This is a genomic window from Methylocystis sp. IM3 (assembly GCF_038070105.1).
Taxonomy (GTDB): domain Bacteria; phylum Pseudomonadota; class Alphaproteobacteria; order Rhizobiales; family Beijerinckiaceae; genus Methylocystis.
This window is the reverse complement of record NZ_JBBPBZ010000002.1, coordinates 165757-189826: the sequence shown is the minus strand read 5'-3', so window position 1 is coordinate 189826 and position 24070 is coordinate 165757. Positions and strand designations below refer to the sequence as shown.

Annotated in this window: 23 protein-coding genes; 13 read left to right on the top strand and 10 right to left on the bottom strand. The window is 67.7% G+C overall.

Annotation, left to right across the window (positions count from 1 at the left end):
* Window positions 1-93: 93 nt before the first annotated feature.
* Window positions 94-1917: a lanthanide-dependent methanol dehydrogenase XoxF5 gene (xoxF5, locus tag WOC76_RS02655; protein ID WP_341104060.1), complete on the bottom strand. Its 1824-nt coding sequence runs from the start codon at window positions 1915-1917 to the stop codon at window positions 94-96.
* A 276-nt stretch (window positions 1918-2193) separates the two neighbouring features.
* Between xoxF5 and WOC76_RS02650 the strand changes: the two genes are divergently transcribed.
* Together WOC76_RS02650 and WOC76_RS02645 are read left to right on the top strand one after the other, a co-directional pair.
* Window positions 2194-3123, top strand: a complete 930-nt coding sequence (locus tag WOC76_RS02650) for a quinoprotein relay system zinc metallohydrolase 2 (protein WP_341104061.1) — start codon at window positions 2194-2196, stop codon at window positions 3121-3123.
* A 61-nt stretch (window positions 3124-3184) separates the two neighbouring features.
* On the top strand, window positions 3185-3976 hold the full coding sequence (locus WOC76_RS02645) for a quinoprotein dehydrogenase-associated SoxYZ-like carrier (RefSeq protein WP_341104062.1): 792 nt from the start codon (window positions 3185-3187) through the stop codon (window positions 3974-3976).
* Between the two features lie 333 nt (window positions 3977-4309).
* On the opposite strand, the gene cobT is transcribed toward WOC76_RS02645, so the two are convergent.
* Together cobT and WOC76_RS02635 are read right to left on the bottom strand one after the other, a co-directional pair.
* Window positions 4310-6238, bottom strand: a complete 1929-nt coding sequence (cobT, locus tag WOC76_RS02640; protein ID WP_341389559.1) for a cobaltochelatase subunit CobT — start codon at window positions 6236-6238, stop codon at window positions 4310-4312.
* 84 nt (window positions 6239-6322) lie between these two features.
* Window positions 6323-6808, bottom strand: coding sequence for a peroxiredoxin (locus tag WOC76_RS02635; protein WP_341104063.1), 486 nt, complete (start codon window positions 6806-6808; stop codon window positions 6323-6325).
* Between the two features lie 215 nt (window positions 6809-7023).
* On the opposite strand from WOC76_RS02635, the gene WOC76_RS02630 reads away from it, so the two are divergent.
* Window positions 7024-7479 (top strand): hypothetical protein, encoded by a 456-nt coding sequence (locus WOC76_RS02630; RefSeq protein WP_341104064.1) that lies wholly within the window; start codon window positions 7024-7026, stop codon window positions 7477-7479.
* 72 nt (window positions 7480-7551) lie between these two features.
* Here the strand turns inward: WOC76_RS02630 and tlpA are convergent, their stop codons facing one another.
* A complete protein-coding gene (gene tlpA / locus WOC76_RS02625; RefSeq protein ID WP_341104065.1) occupies window positions 7552-8187 on the bottom strand; it encodes a thiol:disulfide interchange protein TlpA in 636 nt (211 codons plus the stop codon).
* Between the two features lie 23 nt (window positions 8188-8210).
* On the opposite strand from tlpA, the gene argH reads away from it, so the two are divergent.
* Genes argH through WOC76_RS02605 form a run of 4 tightly spaced genes read left to right on the top strand, consistent with a single transcriptional unit; the run spans window position 8211 to window position 12029 of the window.
* Window positions 8211-9599, top strand: coding sequence for an argininosuccinate lyase (argH, locus tag WOC76_RS02620; RefSeq protein ID WP_341104066.1), 1389 nt, complete (start codon window positions 8211-8213; stop codon window positions 9597-9599).
* Window positions 9596-10213, top strand: a complete 618-nt coding sequence (locus WOC76_RS02615) for a thiamine phosphate synthase (RefSeq protein ID WP_341104067.1) — start codon at window positions 9596-9598, stop codon at window positions 10211-10213. The genes argH and WOC76_RS02615 overlap by 4 nt, the downstream gene beginning before the upstream one ends.
* Entirely contained in the window at window positions 10210-11151 is a 942-nt protein-coding gene (locus WOC76_RS02610) for a tetratricopeptide repeat protein (protein ID WP_341104068.1), read from the top strand. The genes WOC76_RS02615 and WOC76_RS02610 overlap by 4 nt, the downstream gene beginning before the upstream one ends.
* 32 nt (window positions 11152-11183) lie before the next feature.
* On the top strand, window positions 11184-12029 hold the full coding sequence (locus WOC76_RS02605) for an alpha/beta hydrolase (RefSeq protein ID WP_341104069.1): 846 nt from the start codon (window positions 11184-11186) through the stop codon (window positions 12027-12029).
* On the opposite strand, the gene WOC76_RS02600 is transcribed toward WOC76_RS02605, so the two are convergent.
* Window positions 12030-13160, bottom strand: coding sequence for a M48 family metallopeptidase (locus tag WOC76_RS02600; RefSeq protein WP_341104070.1), 1131 nt, complete (start codon window positions 13158-13160; stop codon window positions 12030-12032). It abuts the gene before it with no gap.
* 100 nt (window positions 13161-13260) lie between these two features.
* Entirely contained in the window at window positions 13261-13821 is a 561-nt protein-coding gene (locus WOC76_RS02595) for a LemA family protein (RefSeq protein WP_341104071.1), read from the bottom strand.
* A 196-nt stretch (window positions 13822-14017) separates the two neighbouring features.
* On the opposite strand from WOC76_RS02595, the gene def reads away from it, so the two are divergent.
* The 3 genes from def to truA are packed head-to-tail and all read left to right on the top strand — an operon-like array spanning window position 14018 to window position 16307.
* On the top strand, window positions 14018-14584 hold the full coding sequence (gene def / locus WOC76_RS02590; RefSeq protein WP_341104072.1) for a peptide deformylase: 567 nt from the start codon (window positions 14018-14020) through the stop codon (window positions 14582-14584).
* A gap of 18 nt (window positions 14585-14602) precedes the next feature.
* Window positions 14603-15514 (top strand): methionyl-tRNA formyltransferase, encoded by a 912-nt coding sequence (gene fmt, locus WOC76_RS02585; protein WP_341108710.1) that lies wholly within the window; start codon window positions 14603-14605, stop codon window positions 15512-15514.
* A 55-nt stretch (window positions 15515-15569) separates the two neighbouring features.
* Window positions 15570-16307, top strand: coding sequence for a tRNA pseudouridine(38-40) synthase TruA (gene truA, locus WOC76_RS02580; protein ID WP_341104073.1), 738 nt, complete (start codon window positions 15570-15572; stop codon window positions 16305-16307).
* Between the two features lie 396 nt (window positions 16308-16703).
* Here the strand turns inward: truA and WOC76_RS02575 are convergent, their stop codons facing one another.
* Window positions 16704-17303: a cytochrome b/b6 domain-containing protein gene (locus WOC76_RS02575; protein WP_341104074.1), complete on the bottom strand. Its 600-nt coding sequence runs from the start codon at window positions 17301-17303 to the stop codon at window positions 16704-16706.
* 113 nt (window positions 17304-17416) lie between these two features.
* Here WOC76_RS02575 and WOC76_RS02570 point away from each other — a divergent pair, with 113 nt between their 5' ends.
* Window positions 17417-18427, top strand: a complete 1011-nt coding sequence (locus WOC76_RS02570; RefSeq protein ID WP_341104075.1) for an NAD-dependent epimerase/dehydratase family protein — start codon at window positions 17417-17419, stop codon at window positions 18425-18427.
* 66 nt (window positions 18428-18493) lie between these two features.
* Here the strand turns inward: WOC76_RS02570 and lysA are convergent, their stop codons facing one another.
* From lysA to WOC76_RS02555, 3 genes are all read right to left on the bottom strand, one after another.
* On the bottom strand, window positions 18494-19759 hold the full coding sequence (gene lysA / locus WOC76_RS02565) for a diaminopimelate decarboxylase (protein WP_341104076.1): 1266 nt from the start codon (window positions 19757-19759) through the stop codon (window positions 18494-18496).
* A 4-nt stretch (window positions 19760-19763) separates the two neighbouring features.
* A complete protein-coding gene (gene lptM, locus WOC76_RS02560; RefSeq protein WP_341104077.1) occupies window positions 19764-20036 on the bottom strand; it encodes an LPS translocon maturation chaperone LptM in 273 nt (90 codons plus the stop codon).
* A 70-nt stretch (window positions 20037-20106) separates the two neighbouring features.
* Entirely contained in the window at window positions 20107-21243 is a 1137-nt protein-coding gene (locus tag WOC76_RS02555; RefSeq protein ID WP_341389550.1) for a GNAT family N-acetyltransferase, read from the bottom strand.
* Between the two features lie 251 nt (window positions 21244-21494).
* Here WOC76_RS02555 and WOC76_RS02550 point away from each other — a divergent pair, with 251 nt between their 5' ends.
* On the top strand, window positions 21495-21998 hold the full coding sequence (locus WOC76_RS02550) for a L,D-transpeptidase (RefSeq protein ID WP_341104080.1): 504 nt from the start codon (window positions 21495-21497) through the stop codon (window positions 21996-21998).
* 134 nt (window positions 21999-22132) lie between these two features.
* Complete coding sequence (gene dxs, locus WOC76_RS02545; protein ID WP_341431257.1) at window positions 22133-24061, top strand: 1-deoxy-D-xylulose-5-phosphate synthase; 1929 nt, start codon at window positions 22133-22135, stop codon at window positions 24059-24061.
* Window positions 24062-24070: the final 9 nt, after the last annotated feature.

Sequence of the window (24070 nt, the reverse complement as noted above, 5' to 3'; positions counted from 1 at the left end):
TTTCAGCTTCTAAAAGACAGCGCCCGGCGACGCCCTTCAAGTCGAGGGTTCGCCGAGCGCCATTTTTGTCGAGATGCCGACCCTGCGCTCTGCTTAGTTCGGCAGCGCGAAGACGGTCAGCACGCCGCCGAGCGCCGTGTAATTGGCGAGCGAGGCGTAGTTGCCGACGGCGCCGAGGCCCTCGTTCGACTTGGAGAGGCCGGCCGCAAGGCCGATGCCCGCCCAGCCGCCGACGCCCGACAGCACCGCCACATACTGCTTGCCGCCCGCCTCATAGGTGATCACATTGCCGATGATGCCCGACGGGGTCTTATACTTGTAGAGCTCCTTGCCGGTCTTGGTGTCGACCGCCTTCAGATACCCCTCGAGCGTCCCGTAGAAGGTCACGCCGCCGTCCGTCGACGTCGCGCCGCCCCAAACCGAGAACTGCTCCTTGTTCGACCACACGATCTTGCCGACCTTGGCGTCCCAGGCAATGAAATTGCCCGTGTTGTTCGTGCCGTCGCCCAGCACCTTGCCCGCCGGATACATCTCCAGCGTCGCGCCGACATAGGGCTGGCCCGCCGTGTAGCTCACGCGGAACGGCTCATAGTCCATGCAGACATGGTTCGTCGGCACCAGGAACAGGCCCGTCGCCGCGTCATAGGACGCCGGCTGCTGGTCCTTCGAACCCAGAGCCGCCGGGCAGACGTTCTGCGTGTTCGTGTCCTCGCCATTGTGCTGGGTCGAATATTTGTCCACGACCAGCGGACGGCCGTAGGTCTTCGACGACTTGTCCATGTCGACCTTGGTCGCCCAGTTCACCGCCGGATCATACTTCTCGGCGACGAGCAGGTCGCCGTTGGTGCGGTCGAGCGTATAGGCGAAGCCGTTGCGGTCGAAGTGGACGAGCGTCTTGACCGTCTTGCCGCCGATCGGCTGGTCGGCCAAAACCATCTCGTTGATGCCGTCATAGTCCCACTCGTCGTGGGGCGTCATCTGATAGAGCCACTTGGTCTTGCCGGTGTCGAGGTCGCGCGCCCAGATGGTCATCGACCAGCGATTGTCGCCGGGACGCTGCACCGGGTTCCAGGTCGAGGGATTGCCCGAGCCGTAGTAGACGAGGTTCAGCTCCGGATCGTAGCTGTACCAGCCCCAGGTGGTGCCGCCGCCCGTCTGCCACTGGTCGCCCTGCCACGTGCTGATGCCCGAGTCCTTGCCGACCGGCTGGCCGAGATGGGTGGTCTTGTCGGGGTCGATCAGCGTGTCGGCGTCGGGGCCCATGGAGTAGCCGCGCCACACCTGCTTGCCGTCCTTCACCGAATAGGCGGTGATGTGGCCGCGCACGCCGAACTCGCCGCCGGCGATGCCGACGAGCACCTTGTCCTTGAAGACATGCGGCGCGGCGGTGGAGGTCTGGCCCTTCGACGGATCGCCGTTCTTCACCGACCAGACGAGCTTGCCGGTCTTGGCGTCGAGCGCGACGAGGGTGGTGTCGGCCTGGGCGAGGAAGATCTTGCCGTCGCCATAGGCGAGGCCGCGGTTGACCGTGTCGCAGCACATGACCGGCACGACCGACGGGTCCTGCTTGGGCTCATACTTCCACAGGATCTTGTGGTCCGGGTCCTTCAGGTCGAGGGCGTAGACGATATTCGGGAAGGGCGTGTGCAGGAACATCACGTCGCCCACGACCAGCGGCGCGCCTTCGTGGCCGCGCAGCACGCCGGTCGAAAACTGCCAGGCGGGAGCCAGCTTGCCGACGTTCTCCGCGGTGATCTGCTTGAGGCCCGAGTGGCGGACGTTAGCGTAGTCGCCCGTCGGCGAGACCCACTGCTTCGCGTCTTTCTGGAGCGTCAGCAGCTCGTCGTCGGCGTTCGCGGCGCCGGCTGCAAACAGCGCAAGAATACCGACTGAACTCGACAACAACAGCTTATGCATGAGCTTTTCCTCCTGACGACGCCGCGGGGCGCTTTTTCTTCTTTGCGCCGCCTCCGACGTCGCGCCTCTCAAGGGCGCCTCGACATTGGGAAGGCGTTTTCCGTTTCGGTCCCGCGCCGCGCGTGCAAATATCACCCTGCGGCGGCGAGCTGCTCCCGGTTCCCTTCCGGAAGACATTTTTAACTCGGAAACGGCGGGATAATATGTCTTGACCGGAGGAATCGCAATCCAAAAAACGGAGGCGTCGGCGTAGAGCCGGACTGCCCGGAACACCCCATGAGAAACAATCTCTTGCGTCTTTTGGGCGTTATCGCCCCGCTGCTCTTGGCCGCTCCGCTCGCGGCGCAGGGGAGCGCGTTTCATCTCGGCGAGATCGCGCCGGGCGTCTATGCGCATCAGGGCGAAACGGCGCTCATGACGCAGGGCAATCTCGGCGGCATCGCCAATCTCGGGGCGATCGTCGGCGACGAGGCGGTCGCGGTGATCGACACCGGCGGCAGCCTGCTGGAAGGCAAGGATTTCCTCGCGGCGTTGCGTGAAAAGACGCAAAAGCCCATCCGCTACGTCATCAATACCCACGCCCACCCCGACCATGTCTTCGGCAATGGCGCCTTCGAGGGCGGGGGCGCGATCTTCGTCGGCCACAAGAACCTGCCGCGCGCCCTCGCCGCGCGGGGGCCGCATTATCTCTCGTCGTTCCGCGATGCGATGGGGGACGCGCTCGACGGCGTCACCATCGTCGCGCCGTCGCTCACCGTCGCGGACACATTGACCCTCGATCTGGGGAGCCGCCCGATCGAGCTCAGCGCCTGGCGCACCGCGCATAGCGAGGCGGACCTCACGGTTCTGGACAAGAAGACGGGCACGCTCTTCGCCGGCGATCTGCTCTTCCTTCAGCATGTGCCTGTGGTCGACGGGAGCCTGCTCGGTTTTCTCGAGGTCGCGGACAGGCTCGCGGCCATACCGGCCGAACGCGTCGTGCCGGGACACGGGCCCATGGTCGCGCCCTGGCCCAAGGCGCTCGACGACGAGAGGGCCTATCTGTCGCGCCTCACCGCCGATCTGCGGGCGGCGATCAAGAAGGGCGAAACGGTCAAGGACGCCGCCGCCGAGGCCGCCGCGGGAGAGAAGACGAAGTGGCGGCTCTTCGAGGATTACAACGCCCGCAACGCAACGGCCGGCTTTGCGGAGCTCGAATGGGAGTGACTTTGTCGCTCCATCGCGCGCCGCGCCGCGCTAATGTCGCGAAAAACGACCGGAGGAACTCATGACACGGACAGTTCGGTTGGCGCTCGGCGCCGCCTGCCTCGCGGCCGCGCTCGTTTCTTCGGCGCGCGCCGAAAACGCGCCCGATCCCTGGCCGGGGCTGGTCACGGACCTCTTCCAGGGCCGCGAGATCGTGAAAGCCGACGGGACGCTTTCGCTCGACGCGCCCACGCGCGCCGAGGACGCCGCGATCGTGCCCATGACCCTGCGTTTCGCCGACCCGGCGAAGGTGAGGATCGCCACGCTGGTCATCGACCAGAATCCCATGCCCATGGCGGCGAGCTTCACGCTCGGCGACGCGGCCGGCGTCGATTTCATCGAGACGCGGGTCAGGGTGAATTCCTACACCAATGTCCACGCCGTGGCGGAGACGCGCGACGGCGCGCTGCATTCCGAGGTCAAATTCGTCAAGGCCTCGGGCGGCTGCTCGGCGCCCGCCGGCAAGGACCCCGACGAAGCGCGCGCCAATATGGGCAAGATGAAATATCGTGAGTTCAAAAGCGCCGTCGCCGGCAAGCGCGAGGCGCAGATCCTGATCCGCCACCCCAATAATTCGGGCCTGCAAATGGATCAGATCACCCGCACGTACACGCCGGCCCATTATGTGGACGCGGTCGAGGTCTGGCAGGGAGACGCGCTGATTTTCAAGATGGAGGGCGGCATTTCGCTGTCCGAAGACCCGAGCTTCCGTTTCACCTATGCGCCCAATGGCGCGAAGATCCTTCGGGTCGTCGCCCGGGACAATCAGGGCGGATCCTTCAAGGCCGAATGGCCGATCGCCGACGCCTCATGACCAAGCCGTGAAAAAGGGGGCTGCCGCCCCCTTTTTTCGTTTCGCCCCACCCGAGACTTATCACCCGAGAATTGTGACCGCCGCGCAAAAGGCCAGCGGCAGCGAGGCGAGGGCGCAAATCGCCGTTACGCACGCAACTCTTTCCAACGCAGGCGCCTCGTGGCGCATTTTCCTGACCAACGCCATTTGACCAACTCCCCAAGCAAACGCTTCCCTTTTCGGCGCGCTCGTTCACGATGGCGCGCATCCGTTAACGCGCGACGGGGAATTTGGTTTCAATTTTAAAAGCCCGCCCGTTTTTCCAGGCTACGCTTGTCGGAGCCTGTGAGCGCCCTAAGCGCGGGCCAGGGCGCGCGCCGGCTGGCGGCTCATCGGGAGCGACGGGGGAGCGGGACGGCCGGTCTCGCTGAAGAGCTCCGCGAGTTTCTCGGTCATGGCGCCGCCGAGCTCCTCGGCGTCCACGATGGTGACGGCGCGGCGGTAGTAACGCGTCACGTCATGGCCGATGCCGATGGCGATGAGCTCCACGGGCGACCTCGTCTCGATGTCGTGGATCACCTGCCGCAGATGGCGCTCGAGATAATTGCCGGGATTGACCGAAAGCGTCGAATCGTCGACCGGCGCGCCATCGGAAATCATCATCAGGATACGCCGCTGTTCGCCGCGCGCGAGCAGGCGCCGGTGCGCCCAGTCGAGCGCCTCGCCGTCGATGTTCTCCTTGAGGAGCCCTTCGCGCATCATCAGCCCCAGATTGCGGCGCGCGCGCCGCCAGGGGGCGTCGGCCGCCTTGTAGATGATGTGGCGGATGTCGTTCAGGCGGCCGGGATTGGGCTTCTTGCCCTCGTTGATCCAGAGCTCGCGGGACTGGCCCCCCTTCCAGGCGCGGGTCGTGAAGCCCAGGATCTCGACCTTCACGCCGCAGCGCTCCAGCGTGCGGGCGAGAATGTCGGCGCAGGTCGCGGCCACGGTGATCGGGCGCCCGCGCATGGAGCCCGAATTGTCGAGCAGCAGCGTCACCACCGTATCGCGGAAATCGGTGTCCTTCTCCCGCTTGAAGGAGAGCGGCTGCTGGGGATCGATGATGATGCGCGGCAGGCGCGCCGGATCGAGCATGCCCTCTTCGAGGTCGAACTCCCAGGAGCGGCTCTGCTGCGCCATCAGGCGCCGCTGGAGCCGGTTCGCCAGGCGGCCGACGACCGAGGACAGATGCAGAAGCTGCTTGTCCAGATAGGCGCGAAGGCGGTCGAGCTCCTCCGCGTCGCACAGCTCCTCGGCCCGGACGGTCTCATCGAAGCGGGTGGTGTAGGCGTGATAATCGGAGCCCGAGCGGTCGGCCGCCGTCGTCGAGGGCCGGCGCGCGTCAGAGGCCTCCTCGAGATCGCTCGTATCCGCCTCCTCGGCGGATTCGCCATAGGGCGCCTCGGCCGATTCGCTTTCCCCTTCCTGGTCGGAATCCTCGGCGGCGAGAGAGGTCTCCATCTCGGCCTGCGTCTTGGCCTGGTCCTCTTCCTGCTTCTGCTCCTCGCTCTCGTCCGGGTTTTGCGGGGGCTCCTCCAGATTGTCCTCGGCCTCGGTCTCTTCCGGCGCCTCGGCCCCGGCCATGTCCAGATGAGACAGCAATTCGCGCACGATCTGGGCGAAATGCTTCTGGTTTTCGACGGCCCCGACGAGCCGGTCGAGATCGGCGCCGGCGCGCTCCTCGATCACGCCGCGCCAGAAATCCACGATCTTCGCGCCATGGGGCGGGGGCTCGAGTCCGGTGAGGCGCTCGCGCGCCATCAGCGCCAGCGCGTCTTCGAGCGGCGCGTCGGCGCGGCTCGCGATCTTTTCGGAATGGCTGCGCGTGTAGCGGTCCTCGAGCATCGCGCCGATATTGGCGGCGACGCCGGCCATGCGTCTGGCTCCGACCGATTCGACGCGGGCCTGCTCCAGGGCGTCGAAGGCGGAGCGCGCCTCCATCGTCTCGGGCGCATAGCGGCGATGCAGCGCATCATCGTGGCAGGCGAGGCGCAGAGCAATCGAATCGGCCTGCCCGCGCACGATCGCGGCCTCCTTCGGCGTGAGCTTGCGCGGCGGCTCCGTGAGCCGCGCCTTGGCGCCCTCCTCGCCCGTGACGAGCGAAGGGCGCTCGGACGCATAGGACACGTCGAGCTTGGGCGTTCTGGCCATGGCGCGCATGGCGCCGGCGACGGCCCGCTTGAAGGGCTCCTGCGGGGCTTCCTTGGGTGAGGCGGGGCGGCGGTTCGTCGGGGCGGGAGGCATTCGGCACTATATGCGCAAGCGCGGGTGAAGGAGCAAGTCGGAGGAAAGCCGGCCGCCGGGGCCGGCTTTCGGGATCGGAAGGCTTTAAAGCTTCTCGAGCGTCGATTCGGCGCTTGAGACCGTCGCGAGGCTCGAATTCTCCTCGACGTTGATCCATTGCACGACCCCGTCATTGACGACGGCCGAGAAACGCTTGCCGCGCACGCCGAGGCCGAATTCCATCAGATCGAGTTCGAGGCCCAGCGCCCGGGCGAAAACGCCGGAGCCGTCGGCGAGCCCGTCGATCTTGCCCGCGGCGCCACGGTCCTTCAGCCAGGCGTCGAGGGTGAAAACGTCATTGACCGCCGTCACGGCGACGGCGTCGACGCCCTTCGACTTGATCTCGTCGTATCTCTCGACGAAGCCGGGGAGGTGCTTGGCGTGGCAGGTGGGCGTGAAGGCGCCCGGAACCGAGAACAGCGCGATTTTGCGGCCCTTGAAATACTCTGCGGTCTTGACCGGCTCGGGGCCGTTCTTGCCCATGATGGTGACGGTGACGTCGGGAATTCTGTCGCCAGCTTTAATGGTCATGCCTGTCTCGCTTCTTTAGTGAGGGCGGAAAAATCTTTTCTTACTTAGCGCGTTTCGGGTCCTTGTCGCCTGGCAAAGTTGCAGCCTTGCGAACGTGGCCTTTGCCGCCGACGCTTACCCTGACGACTCATGCTGCTTGTGGCCCGTGCGGATGCAATGCAACATGGGGCCTGGCGGCTCGAAACGCGAGCCTGCGCTTCTTGGAGATTTCTGAAATGGCCAATACCGAAGGACCGGGAGGGCAGCCGCCCGCGGCTTGGGTCTGGAGCGAGTATCGCGGCGTCCTACCGGCGGGGACCGAATCGACCGCCCCCGCGAAAGCCGCCGCCTCGACGCCGGCGGTCGCCGGCGCGGCGCCCGCCGCTGGGAAACACGGCCTGATCGGCCTCGGCCTTGCCGTCGCCGTGATCGTCATCGCCGGGCTGACCTGGCTCTTCACGACAAGGACGGCCTCTGACCCCGCCCCCGAGGCCGCGCCGCCCGCCGCGACCGAGAGCGCGCCGCAAAAGAGCGAGGCTGCGCCGCCTGCGGCCGAGCCCACGCCCGCCGCCGCGGAAGCGCCTGCCCCGGCTGCCCCGGCGCCCGCCGCGGAAGCGCCCAAGGCCGCGCCGCCCGCCGCCGCGCATCCGGGCGCCGATCACGGCAAGAAAAAGAAGAAGCATCAGGGCTGAAGCGGCCCTTCCTCTCTCCCTCCCCCCTCTCGGGGAGGGATGAGCCGCCTCACGCGGCCATCGGGGCGCGGGTCAGCGCCCCGCCGCCTCGATGGCCTTCGTCACCAGCGCGCGGCCGTCGGCCGAATGCCAGGCCGCCGGGCCGTTCATCAGCCCGATCTGGCAGCCCTCGGGGTCGATCAGCATGGTGACGGGCAGGCCCAGCGCCTTGCCCGACTGCTTGAGTTCGAAAAAGAGATTGGCCTTCGGGTCGGCGTAGAGCGTGAGCGCCTTCACGCCCGTCTCCTCGAAGAATTTCTTCGGGCGGTCGAGGCGCGACGTGTCGATGTTCACCGTCACGACCTGGAATTTGTCCGACCCCAGCTCCGCCTGAAGCTTGTCGAGCTCCGGCATTTCCGCGCGGCAGGGCACGCACCATGTCGCCCAGGCGTTGAAGAGGAGCGTCTTGCCCCGGAAGGAGGCCAGCGTCACGGGCTTGCCCTCGGGATCGTTGAAGGAATAATCGGCAAGCTTTTCGGGCGTCTTCGCGATCGTCATGGCGGCGACCTCGCCCCTGGCGAGATCCTTCACGGCGTCGGCGACCTTGGCTGCGGCCGCGCAATCGGCGGCGCGGGCTTCCTTGCCGCTCGGCCCGCCCGCGTATAGAAACCCGGCGCCGGCCGCGGCAAATATGAAAGTCGCGAGGCGAGAGGCGGCGGGCTTTTTCATCAGGCGCAGGCTCCGGGGTAAAAATGACGAGCAAGATATGGGGCGGTCGCTTTCAGAGCGCAACCGACGCGGTTCTGGAGGCCATCAACGTCTCCATCGATTTCGACAAGCGTCTCGGCCCCCAGGACATACAGGGTTCGCTCGCCCATGTCGCCATGCTCGCCGAGCAGGGAATCGTCTCCAGGGAAGACGCCGCGAAGATCGCGCAGGGCCTGACGCAGATCGCGGGCGAGATCGAGCGGGGCGAATTCCGGTTCTCCCGCGCGCTCGAAGACATTCACATGAACGCCGAGTCGCGGCTCGCCGAACTCATCGGCCCGGCGGCCGGGCGCCTGCATACGGCGCGCTCGCGCAACGATCAGGTCGCGACGGACTTCCGTCTCTACATCCGTGACGAGATCGACGCGCTCGACGCCGGGCTCGCCGATCTCCAGCGCGCCCTCGCCGAACGCGCCCTCGCGGAAGCCGCGACCGTCATGCCGGGCTTCACCCATCTGCAAAGCGCCCAGCCGGTGACCTTCGGCCATCATCTTCTCGCCTATGTCGAGATGATCGGTCGCGATCGCGGGCGCTTCCGCGACGCGCGCGCGCGGCTCAACGAATGTCCGCTCGGCGCCGCGGCGCTCGCCGGCACCTCCTTCCCCATCGACCGCGCGATGACGGCGAAGGCGCTGCGTTTCGACCGGCCGACGGCCAATTCCCTCGACAGCGTCTCCGACCGCGACTTCGTGCTGGAAACCCTCTCGGCGGCGGCGATCTGCGCGACGCATCTCTCCCGCTTCGCCGAAGAGATCGTCCTGTGGTCGACGCCACAATTCGCCTTCATCTCGCTCTCCGACAAATTCACCACCGGCTCGTCGATCATGCCGCAGAAGCGCAATCCGGACGCGGCGGAGCTGGTGCGCGGCAAGTCGGGGCGCATCATCGGGGCGCTGCAGGCGCTGCTCATCGTCATGAAGGGCCTGCCGCTCGCTTATTCGAAGGACATGCAGGAAGACAAGGAAGGCGCGTTCGACGCGATCGATTCGCTCGCCCTCTGCGTCGCCGCCATGGCCGGCATGGTCCGCGACATGACGGTCGACCGCGCCCGCATGAAGGCGGCCGCCGGCGCCGGCTTCGCCACCGCGACCGACCTCGCCGACTGGCTCGTGCGCCGGCTGAACCTGCCCTTCCGCGAGGCCCATCACGTCACGGGCCGCGTCGTGGCGCTCGCCGAAGGACGCGGCGCGGGCCTCGAAGAGCTGACGCTCGCCGATCTCCAGAGCGTCGAGCCGCGCATCACGCAGGAGGTGTTCGAGGTGCTGGGCGTCGAGAAATCCGTCGAGAGCCGCGTGAGCTATGGCGGCACGGCGCCCGAGAATGTGCGCCGGCAGGCGCAGGGCTGGCTCGACCGTCTGACGGAGGAGAAATGAGCGAGGACGGACCGCGCCTCTCTCTCGCGACGCCGCCGCTCGCGGACGCGCGCGACTTTCTCCCCGCGCTCGAAAGCGCCCTTTCGGCCGGGGACGTGGCCTCGCTCCTCGTCCGCTTCGCCTCCGACGATCCGCGCCGGAACGAAGAAATCTTGCGCGCGCTGGCGGCGCCGGCGCAGGAAAAGGGCGTTGCGGTTCTGGCCGAAGGCGCCCCCACGGTCGCGCTGCGCGCCAAGGCGGACGGCGCGCAAATCCTCGGCGCCGGCGCGGCGCTCGCGGAGGCGGTCGAGAAGCTCTCGCCCAAACATATCGTCGGCGCGGGCGGTCTCGCGCTGCGCGACGACGCCATGCGCGCGGGCGAATTGGGCGTGGATTACGTTCTCTTCGACGACGCTGATCTCGCGGCGCTCCTCGAGCGCGTGACCTGGTGGGCGGAGCTGTTCAACACGCCCTGCGTCGCCCGCGCGGAAACGCTCGCCGCGGTCGCGCCGCTCGCCGAAGCAGGCGCCGATTTCGTGCTGCTCGACGACGCCGTCTGGACCGACAGTCGCGGCCCCGCGGCCGCGGTCGCCGAGGCGCTGGCCGCGCTGCGACAGGGAGAGCCGGACGCATGAGCGGGAACATGAAGCGCGCCGCCGCGACGGCGCTGGCGATCATGGGCCTTCTTGGCCCCGCGCAGGCGAAGGAAGCGGCGTCGCAGGCGCCCGCCGCCGCGGCCGGGGCGCGCGACCTCGCCTTCGGCGCCTATCAGCGCGGCGATTACAAGGCCGCCATGACCGAAGCGAAGAAGCGCGTCGACGCCAATCCGAAGGACGCCGCCGCCTTGACCCTGATCGGCCGGCTCTATCTCGAAGGCGCGGGCGTCAAGCGCGACATGAAGCAGGCGATGGACTGGTTCCGGCGCGGGGGCGACGCCGGCGACGCCGAGGCCGCCTATCTCTATGGCGTCGCGACGCTCGAAGGAATCGACGTCCCCAAGGACCGCGCCCGCGCGCGCCTCTATCTCGATAAGGCGGGCGCGCATGAACATGCGGCGGCGCTGCATCTTCTCGGCGAGATGTCGCTGGAAAACGACGGCAAGGATCCGGACTTCAAACAGGCCATGGATTTCTTCCGCCGCGCCTCGGCGGCGGGCAGCGCCGACGCCGATTATGCGCTCGGCGTGCTCTACAAGACCGGCAAGGGCGTCGAGAAGGACGATCACGAGGCCGCGATCTGGTTCCGGCGCGCGTCAGACGTGGGCCTCGCGCCGGCGATGGTCGAATACGCCATCATGCAGTTCAACGGGACAGGCGCGCCCCGCGACAAGGTCGCCGCGGTCGATCTCCTGCGCAAGGCGGCGCTGAAGGGCAACGCCGTGGCGCAGAACCGGCTGGCGCATCTTTACGCGGAAGGGATCGGCGTTCCGGTCGACCTCGCGCAGGCGAAGGAATGGCGCGACCGGGCAAAGGAGGCCGGACTTTCCGACCCCTCGCTCGATTTCCTCTCCAACGCCGCGCCGCAAAAACCCGCCGAACCGAAAGCCCCGCCGGCGCCCGCCACGACGAAATGACGAGGCCGAGAGGAAGCGCTGCGGCCCGGCGCATGGCGGCCTTTTTGCGCCGCTTCGTCAAGCCGCGTCTGGAAACGCTCATCCGGCGGGCGCAGCGCGTGCAGAGATTCTCGACGCGCGCTCTCCCGCCGCGGCGGGCGCCCTTCGCGCCGCATGTCGTCGGCGACTGGATCGAGGCCGACGGCGCGCCGCGCGCGACGCTCGTCTATCTTCACGGCGGCGGCTTCCTCGTCGGCTCGCCACGCGCCTTCCGCTACGTGTCGAAGAGCTTCGCCCGCGCGGGCTTCGATGTTTTCGCCCCCGCCTATCGCCTCGCCCCCGCCCATGTCTTCCCGGCCGCGCTCGACGATGTTTTCGAAGCCTATCGGGCGCTTGTCGGCGCGCGGCCGGGGCCAGTCGTTCTCGTCGGCGATTCGGCCGGCGGCGGGCTCGCGGTCGCGCTGATGCTGAAGGCGCGCGACGCCGGCCTGCCCCTGCCGAAGGCGGCGGCGCTGTTCTCGCCCTGGGTCGATCTCGCCGTAACCGGCGCCTCGATCCGGGAGAACGAGGACAAGGACGCGCTGTTCACGCGGCGCCTGATCCAGCTCGGCGCGCGCATGGCGCTCGGCCGGACGAGCGCGAAAAACCCGCTGGCCTCGCCGCTCTACGCCGATCTCTCCGGCCTGCCGCCGCTCCGCGTGCACGCCGCCGCCGACGAGGCGCTTCGGGACGACGCCGTCCGCCTCGTCGCCCGCGCCCGCGCGGCCGGGGTCGAGGCGGAGCTCGAGCTCTGGCCCGACGCGCCCCACGGCTTCGAGCTGATGAGCTTCCTCCCCGAGGCGCGAGACTCACGCCAGAAGGCAATCAATTTTCTGAAGCGGCGGCTCGGCGGGGCCTGATCAGCCCCAGGGGCCTTGCGGATCGAGCGGATGGCGGCCGTCGCGCGGCAGAAAGGCGTTTTCGGGCGCGCTCCCGTCCGGCGGCGGGAACTCCCCCGCCGCCTGGTCCTCCTCGACGGGGAACGCCTCGGCGGAAGGCTCGATCGCCACGTCCCGCCCGCCGGCGAAATCGACGAGGGCGCGCACGCGCTCGTCGACGGTCGGATGGGTGGAGAACCAGCCGGATTCCTGGACCCGCGCCGGGCTTTCGATGAAGAAGGCGTGCATCCGCGACGGCATGGCGGGCATGACGGCGTGGGCCTCGATCTTGCGCAGCGCCGAGATCATCGCGTCGGGGTTCTTGGTGAGCTCCACCGAGCCGGCGTCGGCGAGAAATTCGCGCGAGCGCGACAGGGCGAAGCGGATCAGCACGGAGGCGCCCCAGCTCAGCGCGATGATCAGCAGGGCGATCAACACCGCGAGCCCGGCGCCGCTCTCGCGCCGGTTGTCTTCGCGCTCGGGCGGCCGGTGCGGCGAGAAGCCGAAGGGGAAGTCCCAGCGCCGGATCGTCAGATCGGCCACGAAGGCGAAGATGCCCGCAAAGATCACCGCGACCACCATGAGCTGCACGTCGCGGTTGCGGATATGCGTCAGCTCATGGGCCAGCACCGCCTCGATCTCGGCGTCGGTGAGCGCGACGACGAGGCCGCGCGTCACCGCGATCCGATATTCGCCTTCCTTGAGCCCCGAGGCGTAGGCGTTGAGCGCGTCGCTTTCGAGGATCTGGAGGGCTGGAATCGGCACGCCGCGCGAGATGCAGAGATTTTCGAGAAGATTGTAGAGGCGCGGATTTTCCGCCCGCGACGCCGCGCGGGCGCCCGTGGCGAAATCGATCATGCGCTGGTGGAAGAGATAGGCGATGGCGAACCAGGCGCCCGCCGCGGCGATCCCGACCGGCCAGTTGTGGAGAAAGTCGTTTTCCGCCCGCGCCAGAATGACGTCGAAAGGCTCCTCCCCGGAGGCGACGGCCTCGTAGAGCAGCGAGAAGGAAAACATCAGCGCGAGCAGCAGCGCGACGAAACCCGCCAGCAGGAAAAGAGACCGCAGCCGGTTGGCGCGGATATGGGAGTAGAGGCCATAGGCTTTGAACATTGGCGCGCGTTTCCGCTTGGCGGGAGGGCTTAGATGGGCGTGGCGCGGCGTTCTTCACGCCCCTGCCCCGCGCCGGCGCGGGAAAGGGGCAAGGCCGCGGTCAGAACTGCACCTTCGGCGCCGCTTCGATCGCCTTCTGCTCGCCGGCGTCGAGGTTGAAATAGTCCATCGGCTCGAAGCCGAAACGCCCGGCGATCAGGAAACCGGGGAAGCCCTCGCGGGTCGCGTTGTATTCGGCCACCGTATTGTTGAGGAAGCGCCGCGCCGCCGCGATCTTGTTCTCGATGTCGGCGAGCTCGCTCTGGAGCTGCTGGAAATTCTGGTTGGCCTTGAGGTCCGGATAGGCTTCCGAGAGCGCGATGAGACGGGAGAGCGCGCCGGTCAGCGCCCCCTCGGCCGCGCCTTTCGCGTCCGGGCCGGCGGCCGCGACCGCGGCGTTTCTGGCGCGGACCACGTCGTCGAGCGTGGTTTTCTCGTGGGTGGCGTAGCCCTTCACCGTCTCCACCAGATTGGGGACGAGGTCGTGGCGCTGTTTCAACTGGACATTGATGTCGGAGAAGGCCTGCCGGGACCGCTGCCGCAGATTGACGAGCCCGTTGTAGACGCCGACGAGCCACAAGCCGACGGCCGCCGCGAGACCCAGAAACACCAGTAACGCCATCGATCGACCCTCCCCTCGGCCCGCCCCGCGCAACCGCCTGCGGACGAACGCGCCCATGTTAGCCGTCCCGGCCTCTCCGGCAAAGACGATCCATTTGACGGAAAGGCCGACCGCGCCTATCTCTTGGCGTAACGCGCCGCGCCCAATGAGCCGGCTTTTTCGCAAAATCCCGCGACGAACACTCGAAGAAACGACAATGGCCGTTTTGCCGATCATCACCCTCCCCGATCCGCGCCTGCGCAAGATCTCCGAGCTTGTCGAGCGCGTGGACGCCGAAATCGTGAAGCTTCTCGACGACATGCTCGAGACCATGTACGCGGCTCCCGGCATCGGGCTCGCCGCCATTCAGGTCGCGGTGGCGAAGCGCATCGTCGTCGTCGACATCGGCAAATCGGAGGAGGAGCGCGACCCGCTCTGCCTCGTCAATCCGGAGATCGTCTGGGCCTCGGAGGAGCTTTCCTCCTACAATGAGGGCTGCCTGTCGGTGCCGGATTATTTCGACGACGTGAAGCGCCCCGCCATGGTGCGCGTCCGCCATCTCGACCGCGAGGGAAAGACGCGGGAATTCGACGCGGTCGGCCTGCTGGCGACGGTCGTGCAGCATGAGCTCGAACACCTCGAGGGCGGGCTTTTCATCGACAATCTCTCGCGGCTCAAGCGCGAGCGCGTGGTGAAGAAATTCACCAAGGCCGCCCGCCTGGACGAGATCGTGGCGCAGCGCCGCGCCGAGGCCGCCCGCGAGACGGAAGAAGCCGGGGCCTGACGGTTGCGCCTGATTTTCATGGGCACGCCGGACTTTGCGACGGCGCTGCTGAAAGAGTTGTGCGCCCGCGGCCATGAGGTCGCGGCCGTCTATTCCCAGCCGCCGCGTCCGGCCGGCCGGGGCATGTCGGAAAAGAAATCCAGCGTCCACCAGTTCGCCGAGAGCCGGGGCTTTCCCGTGCGCACGCCGAAAAGCCTGCGCGGGACCGAGGAACAGGAGGCGTTCCGGGCGCTCGGCGCCGATGTGGCGGTGGTCGCGGCCTATGGGCTTTTGCTGCCGCAGGCGATCCTGGACGCGCCGAAGCATGGCTGCCTCAATCTGCATGGCTCACTGCTGCCGCGCTGGCGCGGCGCGGCGCCGATCCAGCGCGCCATCATGGCGGGCGACACGGAAACCGGCGTCGAGGTGATGAAGATGGACGCCGGGCTCGACACCGGCCCGGTGGCGCTGTCCGCGAAGACGCCCATCGGCCCCGACACGACCGCCGGAGAGCTTCACGACCGGCTCGCCGCGCTGGGCGCGCCGCTGATGGCGGAGGCGCTCGATCTGCTTTCGAAAGGCGAGCTGCGCTTCACGCCGCAACGCGAGGACGGCGCCTGTTACGCGCAGAAGATCGACAAGGCGGAGGCGCGCATCGACTGGCGCCGGCCGGCCTCCGAGCTGCACGACCACGTGCGCGGCCTCGCGCCCTTTCCGGGCGCCTTTTTCGAGGCCGATCTCGGCCATGGCGTCGAGCGGGTGAAAGTGCTGCGCACCAGGATCGAAGACGGCCGGGGCGCGCCGGGAACGGCGCTCGACGACGAAGGGCTCATCGCCTGCGGCGTCGGCGCGCTGCGCCTGCTGCGCGTCCAGCGCGCCGGCAAGGGCGAGATGGGCATGGAGGAATTCCTGCGCGGGCGCAGGCTCGCAAGGGGCGCCGTGCTGGCATGAGAGAGACGCCGCCCGCTCGCGCGTCGCGCCCGAAACGGCTGGCTCATCGCCGCTGATGCCGCGCTACGCCCTCACCATCGAATATGACGGCCTGCCTTTCGTCGGCTGGCAGCGGCAGGCCAATGGCCTTTCCGTGCAGCAGCGGCTGGAGGAGGCGGTCCTCGCCATCAATGGGGGGCGCGCGGTCATTCACGGCGCCGGCCGCACCGACGCCGGCGTCCATGCGCTGGGCCAGGTCGCCCATGTCGATCTCGTCCGCGCCTGGCGGGAGGATCGGCTGCGCGACGCGCTCAATGCGCATTTGAAGCCCGATCCCGTCGCCGTGCTCGCCGCGCGGGCGGTCGACGAGACCTTCCAGGCGCGCTTTTCCGCGATCCGCCGCCATTACCGCTATGTGATCGACAATCGCCGCGCGCCGCTGACCGTGACGCTCGGCCGCGCCTGGCACGTCAAGCGCCCGCTCGACGCCGAGGCCATGCACGACGCTGCGCAACGACTCGTCGGCCGCTTCGATTTCACGACCTTCCGCGCGTCGGAATGTCAGGCCAATTCGCCGATCCGCACGCTGGAACGCCTCGACGTGCGCCGCGAGGGCGACCGCATCGAAATCCTCACCTGCGCGCGATCCTTCCTGCACAATCAGGTGCGCTCCATGGCCGGTTCGCTCGAGCACGTCGGGACCGGCAAATGGACCGCCGACGATCTCGCGGAGGCTCTCGCGGCGAAAGACCGTGCGCGCTGCGGACAGGTCGCGCCGCCGCACGGTCTCTATCTCGTCGCCGTCGATTATTGAGCGGCGTCGCCAGCTGCCGGAGGCGTCGTTGCGGCGTCCTTCACGACGTCGTGCCTGGCGTATTTCGCTGCAATGGGCTTGGCGATCGCCCTCTGAAGCCTTGCCGATTTTTCTTTCGCCAGCGCGCCATGCAATGGAATGACGCTCGCTGACAGGACCGCGGCAAGGATTCCATTAACGCAAGGTTCATTGTGGATCATTAAAATCCCCTCTCGTAATCGCCCCCGCGCGCCGGCGAATCGATCCGGCTTGGCCCAGACCCATGACGCCGCGGAACGTAGGAGATGTTACGCCAAGCGATTGACCTCGCGGCGTTTTTATTGCGGCGGCTTTCCGGCGGGCGCCCATCCTGGGTTGAAATTCACGCCATGAAGTACTGAATAGTTGAACGCCGTCTCACTCCGGCTCGGCCCGGCCGGTGACCATCGGGCGCAGCAGGCCCTTGACGCGCACGGCCTGCGCGACATGCATGACGATGAAAAGAACCAGCGCCGCCATGGCGAAGAAATGCAGGCGCCGCGCGCCCTCATAGCCGCCCATGACCGCGGCGAGCTCCTGAAGCTGCACCGGCTTCCAGACGGCGAGGCCGGAGACGATGGCGGCGAGGACGGCGAGGATCGCGAACACATAGGCGATGCGCTGCATGGCGTTGTAGCGCCCCGGGGCGCGCGGGGCCGGGGCGCCGCGCATATCGCGCCAGGCGCCTGACGGCGAGAGCGGCAGCAGGCGGCGGCGGAAATGGCCGGTGAGCAGACCATAAAGCAGATAGGCGAGGAGATTGGCGCCGAGCAGCCACATGGCGGCGAAATGCCAGGCGAGCGCACCGGCGAGCCAGCCCCCGAGCGTCAGGCCTCTGGGGAATTCGAAGTCCCAGATCGGCGCGGCGTCGTAGATGCGCCAACCGCTCAGGATCATGACGATCACGGCGACCGCATTGATCCAGTGCAGGACCCGCAAGGCGAGCGGGTGGATGACGCTATCCTCTTTTTCGTTCACGGGCGGCTCCGCTTGCCCCGTCGTTGACAGCCCGGCGACGATCGCCCAAGACGGGCCGGGGATCGCCCAAGACGGGCCGGGGATCGGCCCGCCCTTGAGTTGTAAGGCGACGCATGCGCGTTTTCATCACCGGCACGGCCGGATTCATCGGCTTTCATCTCGCGCGGCGGCTGCTGGCGGCGGGTCATACGGTCGACGGATTCGACGGCCTGACGCCCTATTACGATCCGCGGCTCAAGGACGCGCGGCGCGAAATTCTTCTCCAGCACGAGAACTACCACGACAATATCGCCGTGCTGGAGGACATGGCCGCGCTCACCGACGCCGCCGAGCAGAGCGCCCCGGACGTGATCATTCACCTCGCCGCCCAGGCCGGCGTGCGCTACAGCCTCGAAAATCCGCGCGCCTATGTCGAGTCCAATCTCGTCGGAACGTTCAACGTCATGGAGATCGCGCGCCTTCTGAAGCCGCGCCACCTGCTCATCGCCTCGACGAGCTCCGTCTATGGCGCCAATCCGACGGTCCCCTTCTACGAGGACGACCGCACCGACCATCCGCTGACCCTCTACGCCGCGAGCAAAAAGGCGGGCGAAGCCATGGCGCATTCCTATGCGCATCTGTGGTCCATCCCGACCACCATGTTTCGTTTCTTCACGGTCTATGGCCCCTGGGGCCGGCCGGACATGGCGCCCTTGAAATTCCTCGACGCCATCGAGAGCGGGCGCGCAATCGACATCTACAATCACGGAAACATGTCGCGCGACTTCACCTATGTCGGCGATCTGGTCGAGGCCGTCTCGCGGCTGATCGACTGCGTTCCGCAGCGCGACGCGGGCGACGACTCGGTTTCGCCCGTCGCGCCCTGGCGCGTCGTGAACATCGGCGGCGGCGCGCCCGTCAAGCTTCTCGATTTCATCGACACGCTCGAAAAGGTCGTCGGCAGGACGGCGATCCGCAATTATCTCGACATGCAGAAAGGCGACGTGCCGCGCACCTTCGCCTCGGCCGATCTGCTCGAAAGGCTCACGGGCTACCGGCCTTGCACCCCGGTCGAAGAAGGCGTGACGGCGCTCGTCGAATGGTACCGGGATTATCGCGCGCGTTACGGACCGCTCCAGATGTGAGTTGCGAGCCTCGCTCCGGGGCGCTTTCCCCGCCCGGGGAAGGGAGCCCCGCCACGGCGAAGCCCGTCAAACCCACTCCGGCACATGGTCCATCGCGATCAGCTCCGACACGCTCGGACGCGGGCGGATGATCGCGAAACGGTCGCCATCGACCAGAACCTCCGGGATCAGCGGGCGGGTGTTGTAGGTCCCCGCCTGCACCGCGCCATAGGCGCCGGAGGTGAGGATGGCGAGAAGCTCGCCCGGAAGCGCCTCGGGCAATCTGCGGTCGAGCGCCAAATAGTCCCCCGTCTCGCAGACCGGGCCAACCACATCGGCGACGATCTCCTTTCGGCCGACCGGCTCACGCACCGGGATGATGTCGTGCCAGGCGTCGTAAAGCGTCGGTCGGACGAGATCGTTCATACCCGTATCGACGATGAGAAAGGTCTTGGCCTCGCCCTGCTTCACATAGATGACGCGCGTGACCAGCACGCCGGCGTTGCCGACGATGAGGCGGCCCGGCTCGAAGACGAGCTTGCAGCCGAGGCCCCCGAAACGCCGGCGCACGATCTCCGCGTAGCGCTCGGGATGATAGGACTGGGGATCGTCGCCCTCGTGATAGGGAATGCCGAGCCCGCCGCCGAGATCGACATGGGAAATGTCGTGGCCGTCGGCGCGGAGATCCGTCACCAGTTCGGCGAGAAGCGAAAAGGCTTCGTCGAAAGGCTCCAGATCCGTGAGCTGCGAGCCGATATGCATGTCGGCGCCGCAGATCCTGATCCCGGAAAGCCTGGCGGCGCGGGCATAGACCTCACGGGCGCGCGAGAGCGGGACGCCGAATTTGTTCTCCGCCTTGCCCGTCGAAATCTTCTTGTGGGTGCGCGCGTCGACATCCGGATTGACGCGTAAAGACACGGGCGCCGCCACGCCCCGCGCGCCGGCGATGCGTGAGATCGCCTCGAGCTCGGGCTCGGACTCGACATTGAAGCAGAAGATGTTGGCGTCGAGCGCTGCGGCGATCTCCTCATCCGTCTTGCCGACGCCGGAGAAGGTGATCTTCGAGCCCGGGACGCCGGCGGCGATCGCGCGGGCGAGTTCGCCGCCCGAGACCACGTCCATGCCCGCCCCCTCCTTCGCGAGGAGGCGCAGCACGGCCTGATTCGAATTGGCCTTCATCGCATAGCAGACGAGCGCCTCGAGCCCCTGAAAGGCCTCCGCGAAGACGCGGAAGTGCCGGCGGATCGTCGCCGCCGAATAGACATAGAAGGGCGTGCCCGCGGCCGCGGCGATGTCGGACACGGCGACGTCCTCGGCGTAGAGCGCGCCGCCGCGGTAATCGAAATGGCGCATGTGTTCAGAGCAGCGGATCGAGAGGGAAGGGATAGTCCGCAGGCGGGCGATTGCCGATCGTGCCGGGGATGGGCGGCGGCGGCGGGGCGGGAACGGCCTGCCCCGGCGCGGGCTTCGGACCGGTCCTGGCCTGCGCGGCCTCCTGCTGCGCCCGCAGCGCCGCGCCGCGCGCCTGAACGTCGGGCGGTAGCTCCAGCGGCCCGCGACGACCGCAGGCGGAAAGGCCGGCCGTGGCGGCGGCGAGCAGCAAGATCAGGCGAAGGCGAGGAGGCGTCACGGCGAGGTCCGGCTAACGATTGAAACGGCGGCACTATAGCGATCCGTCCGCAAAAGGCGAGAGCGGCGCCTCAGCTCGGCTTTCGCTCGAGAACTCGGAGGGCGACGCGCTTGGCGAATTCCCTGATCCGCCGCCGCGTCCTTTCGCGTCGCAGCGCGGAGCCGAAGCCCTTGTCGTCGAGCGACACGGCGAGGTCGGCGATGGCGATGCGCTCGGGCCACAGCCGGTCGATCATCGGGTGGTTCGCGATGGCGCAGGAGTCCGTCAAGTCGATCTCCGGCCGCGCCAGCTGAAGCTCGGTCAGCGCGAAGGCGAGTTGAACGCCCGGCGCCTGCGCCCGCAACGCCTCGTCATATGCGATCTTCCAGAAATAGCTGCGGTTCTGGCTTTCCAGCAGAATCCCCATGGCGACCGCCCGCCCGTCGAGACGCAGCGCCGCGACCCGGCACAGGCCCTCGGCCGACAGGAGGCGCGTCGCGCTGCGCAGGAAGGTCGCGAGCGACGGCTCGGAAAGAAAGGCGCCCCGCCCGGCCTTCCAGCCCGAGGCCTCCAGCGCCAGAAACTCCTCGACGGCGGCCCGGACTGCCCGAGGCGCGGCGACGATCTCGACCTCCACCCGCCCGGACTCGGCCAGGCGGCGCCGCATCCTGCCGATCTCGTTCAGCCGCTTGCGCCCCCCGGCCTGCGCGCATTTCTCCTCCGCCGAGCCGCCCGACAGCAGCGCCGCGCGGGCGTAGCTCTCCAGAGTTTCGACGCGCCGGCCCCCAAGTCGCGCGGCTTCAATCAGCGCCGCGTGAAACGCGCCGCCCGGCATGATGCGTGGAAAGAGCGCGGCCGCGGCCGGGCTCGACCGGGCGGCCCAATCCAGAAAGGCGGCGAGCGCCTCCGGCGCCTGCGCGCGATCGACGAGCGGCGTCGCCAGCGCGGCGAGTTCGCCGCGCCACAGACGAAGCAGCCCGCCTTCGCCGGCAACGCCCGATGGCGCGAGCGGAAAGACTGCGGCAAGCGCCCCCTGCCGATTTCGAACCGCGATGAAGCGAGGCCGGTCGTCGGCCGGCGAATGCTGCGCCACGGCGAGCGCGAAGCCCGGCTCGAAAAAGGGGTTGGGCTCGAGCGCGCGGGCGGCGAGGGCGGCCCATTCCGCCCGCGCCGCGTCCATCGTCTCGAATGGAAGCTCGACCACATGCAACGCAGGCGTTTCCGGCAAGGACCATGCTCCCGTGGGACGAAGAGAGGCGCGGGCGTCCCCGCCGCTCCCTCCAGGGAGCGCGCGGACAAGGCGTTTCGCGTGCGGATGTGGCGCGAAGGTCTTCGAAAATGCGCGGCCCTGTCCCATCTTGACCCCTTGGAGGCTCGAAATCGGGACGCCCCCCCAGCGGCGCGCCCGATTCTCTCCTCGGGTTCAAGGCGGGCGCCACCGGCTTTACCGCGCGCCGGCCGCATGTTTTGGTCGCTTACATGAAAAAAACTGCGCTTGTGCTCATCGCCAGCCTGCTCGCCGCCAGCTCGAGCGAGGCGGCGATGCGCATTTCCATCGACCTTTCGCGGCAGCGCCTGACCGCCATGCGCGACGGAGCCGAGACGGTCGTCTGGAAGATATCGAGCGGCCGCACCGGATATGAGACGCCGACGGGCCGTTACTCCGTCATGCGGATGGAGGCGGATCACTATTCGGATGAATATGATCAGGCGCCCATGCCCTATGCGATCTTCTTCTCTCCCCGCGGTCTCGCGATCCACGGCAGCTTCGAGCGCGGCCTCGGTCGTCCGCGCTCCCATGGCTGCGTCCGCCTTGCGGTCAACAACGCCCAGAAGCTCTTCGAATGGGTCGAGGCCCATGGCGGCGCGACGATCGAGATCACGGGCGAGACGCCGGCCGCCGCCAGCCGCCGCGCCTCTGTCCGGCGGCGCGCGCCGCAGCTCCAGCCGGAAGTTGAGGTGGATCAACTCTATCGCTACTGAACGGGCGCCAGCGTTGCGCGCCGGCCACAGTCCAACGGGAATCCGCCAACCTCCGGGGCTAAGCGTTTGCCGCGCGGGGAGCGAGCGGATATGCCTAGAATTTATGTAATTTGCGGACAGACGAGAGTAAGCCTTTGACGACATCGAAGACCCCCCTTCTCGATCGGCTTCCGACGCCCGAGGAGCTTCGCAAGCTTCAGCCGAACCAGCTCAAGCAGGTCGCAGAGGAACTGCGCCGCGAGACGATCGACGCCGTCTCGGTGACGGGCGGCCATCTGGGCGCGGGGCTCGGCGTGGTCGAGCTGACGGTCGCGCTGCATTATGTCTTCGATACGCCGCGCGACCGCATCATCTGGGACGTCGGCCATCAGACCTATCCGCACAAAATTCTGACCGGGCGGCGGGACCGCATCCGCACGCTGCGCATGGGCGGGGGCCTCTCGGGCTTCACCAAGCGCGCCGAAAGCGAATATGACGCCTTCGGCGCCGGCCATTCCTCGACCTCCATCTCGGCCGGCCTCGGCATGGCCGTGGCGCGCGATCTCGCGCACGGCGACAATCACGTCGTCGCCGTCATCGGCGACAGCTCCATGTCCGCCGGCATGGCCTATGAGGCGATGAACAACGCTGGCGCGCTGGATTCGCGCCTCATCGTCATCCTCAACGACAATGACATGTCGATTGCGCCGCCGACCGGCGCCATGTCCGCCTATCTGGCCCGCCTCGTCTCGGGCGGCGCCTATCGCTCGATCCGCGACGCCGCGAAGCAGCTCGCCTCGCATCTGCCGCGTTTTATCTACGACAAGGCGCGCAAGGCCGAGGAATTCTCGCGGAGCTTCATCACCGGCGGGACGATGTTCGAGGAGCTCGGCTTCTATTATGTCGGGCCGATCGACGGGCACAATCTCGACCATCTGCTGCCCGTGCTGACGAATGTCCGCGACAAGGACGACGGCCCGGTGCTGGTTCACGTCGTGACGCAGAAGGGCAAGGGCTACGCGCCGGCCGAAGCGGCCGACGACAAATATCACGGCGTCGTCAAATTCGACGTGGAGACGGGCAAGCAGTTCAAGCCCAAGGCCAACGCCCCGTCCTATACGGGCGTCTTCGCCAAGGCGCTGGTGGCCGAGGCCGAGCACGACGACAAGATCGTCGCCATCACGGCCGCCATGCCGTCGGGCACCGGCCTCGACGCTTTCGGCAAGCACTTCCCGCAGCGCACCTTCGACGTCGCCATCGCCGAACAGCACGCCGTGACCTTCGCGGCCGGCCTCGCCTGCGAGGGCTACAAGCCCTTCTGCGCGCTTTATTCCACCTTCCTGCAGCGCGGCTACGATCAGGTCGTGCACGATGTCGCGATCCAGCATCTGCCGGTCCGCTTCGCCATCGACCGCGCCGGTCTCGTCGGCGCGGACGGGCCGACCCACGCCGGCGCCTTCGACATCGCCTATCTCGGCTGCCTGCCGGGCATGGTGGTGATGGCCTGCGCCGACGAGGCGGAGCTCATGCATATGGTCGCGACCGCGGTCGCCTATGACGAAGGCCCGATCGCCTTCCGCTATCCGCGCGGCGAAGGCGTGGGCGTCGAGCTTCCCGAGCGGGGCGAGGTTCTCGAGATCGGCAAGGGCCGCATTCTGCGCGAGGGCTCGAAAGTGGCGCTGCTCTCGCTCGGGACCCGTCTCGCCGAGGCGCTCAAGGCCGCCGAGGAGCTCGAAAATTACGGGGTCTCGACGACGGTCGCCGACGCGCGCTTCGCCAAGCCCGTGGACCGCGAGCTGATCCGCCGCCTCGCCGCCAATCACGAAGTGCTGATCGCCATCGAGGAAGGCTCGATCGGCGGCTTCGGCGCGCAGGTCTTCCAGGCGCTCTCCGACGACGGCCTGCTCGACGGCGCGCGCGGCGCCTTCAAGTTCCGCAGCATGACCCTGCCCGACGCCTATATCGACCATGACAAGCACGAGATCATGATTGCCAGGGCGATGCTGGACGGCAAGGCGATGGTCGCCAAGGCGCTGGAGCTGCTCGGCGACGAGAAGGGCGCGGCGCGCGTGATGATCGCTTAAAAAGCGCGG

Bases quoted from the DNA above. Each gene is read 5' to 3' on its own strand.
- tlpA (WP_341104065.1), bottom strand. From the start codon at position 8,187: ATGAAAAAGCCCGCCGCCTCTCGCCTCGCGACTTTCATATTTGCCGCG.
- xoxF5 (WP_341104060.1), bottom strand. From the start codon at position 1,917: ATGCATAAGCTGTTGTTGTCGAGTTCAGTCGGTATTCTTGCGCTGTTT.
- lysA (WP_341104076.1), bottom strand. From the start codon at position 19,759: ATGCGCCATTTCGATTACCGCGGCGGCGCGCTCTACGCCGAGGACGTC.
- WOC76_RS02630 (WP_341104064.1), top strand. From the start codon at position 7,024: ATGGCCAATACCGAAGGACCGGGAGGGCAGCCGCCCGCGGCTTGGGTC.
- WOC76_RS02615 (WP_341104067.1), top strand. From the start codon at position 9,596: ATGAGCGAGGACGGACCGCGCCTCTCTCTCGCGACGCCGCCGCTCGCG.
- cobT (WP_341389559.1), bottom strand. From the start codon at position 6,238: ATGCCTCCCGCCCCGACGAACCGCCGCCCCGCCTCACCCAAGGAAGCC.
- truA (WP_341104073.1), top strand. From the start codon at position 15,570: ATGCCGCGCTACGCCCTCACCATCGAATATGACGGCCTGCCTTTCGTC.
- WOC76_RS02645 (WP_341104062.1), top strand. From the start codon at position 3,185: ATGACACGGACAGTTCGGTTGGCGCTCGGCGCCGCCTGCCTCGCGGCC.
- WOC76_RS02595 (WP_341104071.1), bottom strand. From the start codon at position 13,821: ATGGCGTTACTGGTGTTTCTGGGTCTCGCGGCGGCCGTCGGCTTGTGG.
- WOC76_RS02550 (WP_341104080.1), top strand. From the start codon at position 21,495: ATGAAAAAAACTGCGCTTGTGCTCATCGCCAGCCTGCTCGCCGCCAGC.
- WOC76_RS02570 (WP_341104075.1), top strand. From the start codon at position 17,417: ATGCGCGTTTTCATCACCGGCACGGCCGGATTCATCGGCTTTCATCTC.
- WOC76_RS02635 (WP_341104063.1), bottom strand. From the start codon at position 6,808: ATGACCATTAAAGCTGGCGACAGAATTCCCGACGTCACCGTCACCATC.
- fmt (WP_341108710.1), top strand. From the start codon at position 14,603: ATGGGCACGCCGGACTTTGCGACGGCGCTGCTGAAAGAGTTGTGCGCC.
- argH (WP_341104066.1), top strand. From the start codon at position 8,211: ATGACGAGCAAGATATGGGGCGGTCGCTTTCAGAGCGCAACCGACGCG.
- WOC76_RS02600 (WP_341104070.1), bottom strand. From the start codon at position 13,160: ATGTTCAAAGCCTATGGCCTCTACTCCCATATCCGCGCCAACCGGCTG.
- def (WP_341104072.1), top strand. From the start codon at position 14,018: ATGGCCGTTTTGCCGATCATCACCCTCCCCGATCCGCGCCTGCGCAAG.
- WOC76_RS02650 (WP_341104061.1), top strand. From the start codon at position 2,194: ATGAGAAACAATCTCTTGCGTCTTTTGGGCGTTATCGCCCCGCTGCTC.
- WOC76_RS02605 (WP_341104069.1), top strand. From the start codon at position 11,184: ATGGCGGCCTTTTTGCGCCGCTTCGTCAAGCCGCGTCTGGAAACGCTC.
- WOC76_RS02610 (WP_341104068.1), top strand. From the start codon at position 10,210: ATGAGCGGGAACATGAAGCGCGCCGCCGCGACGGCGCTGGCGATCATG.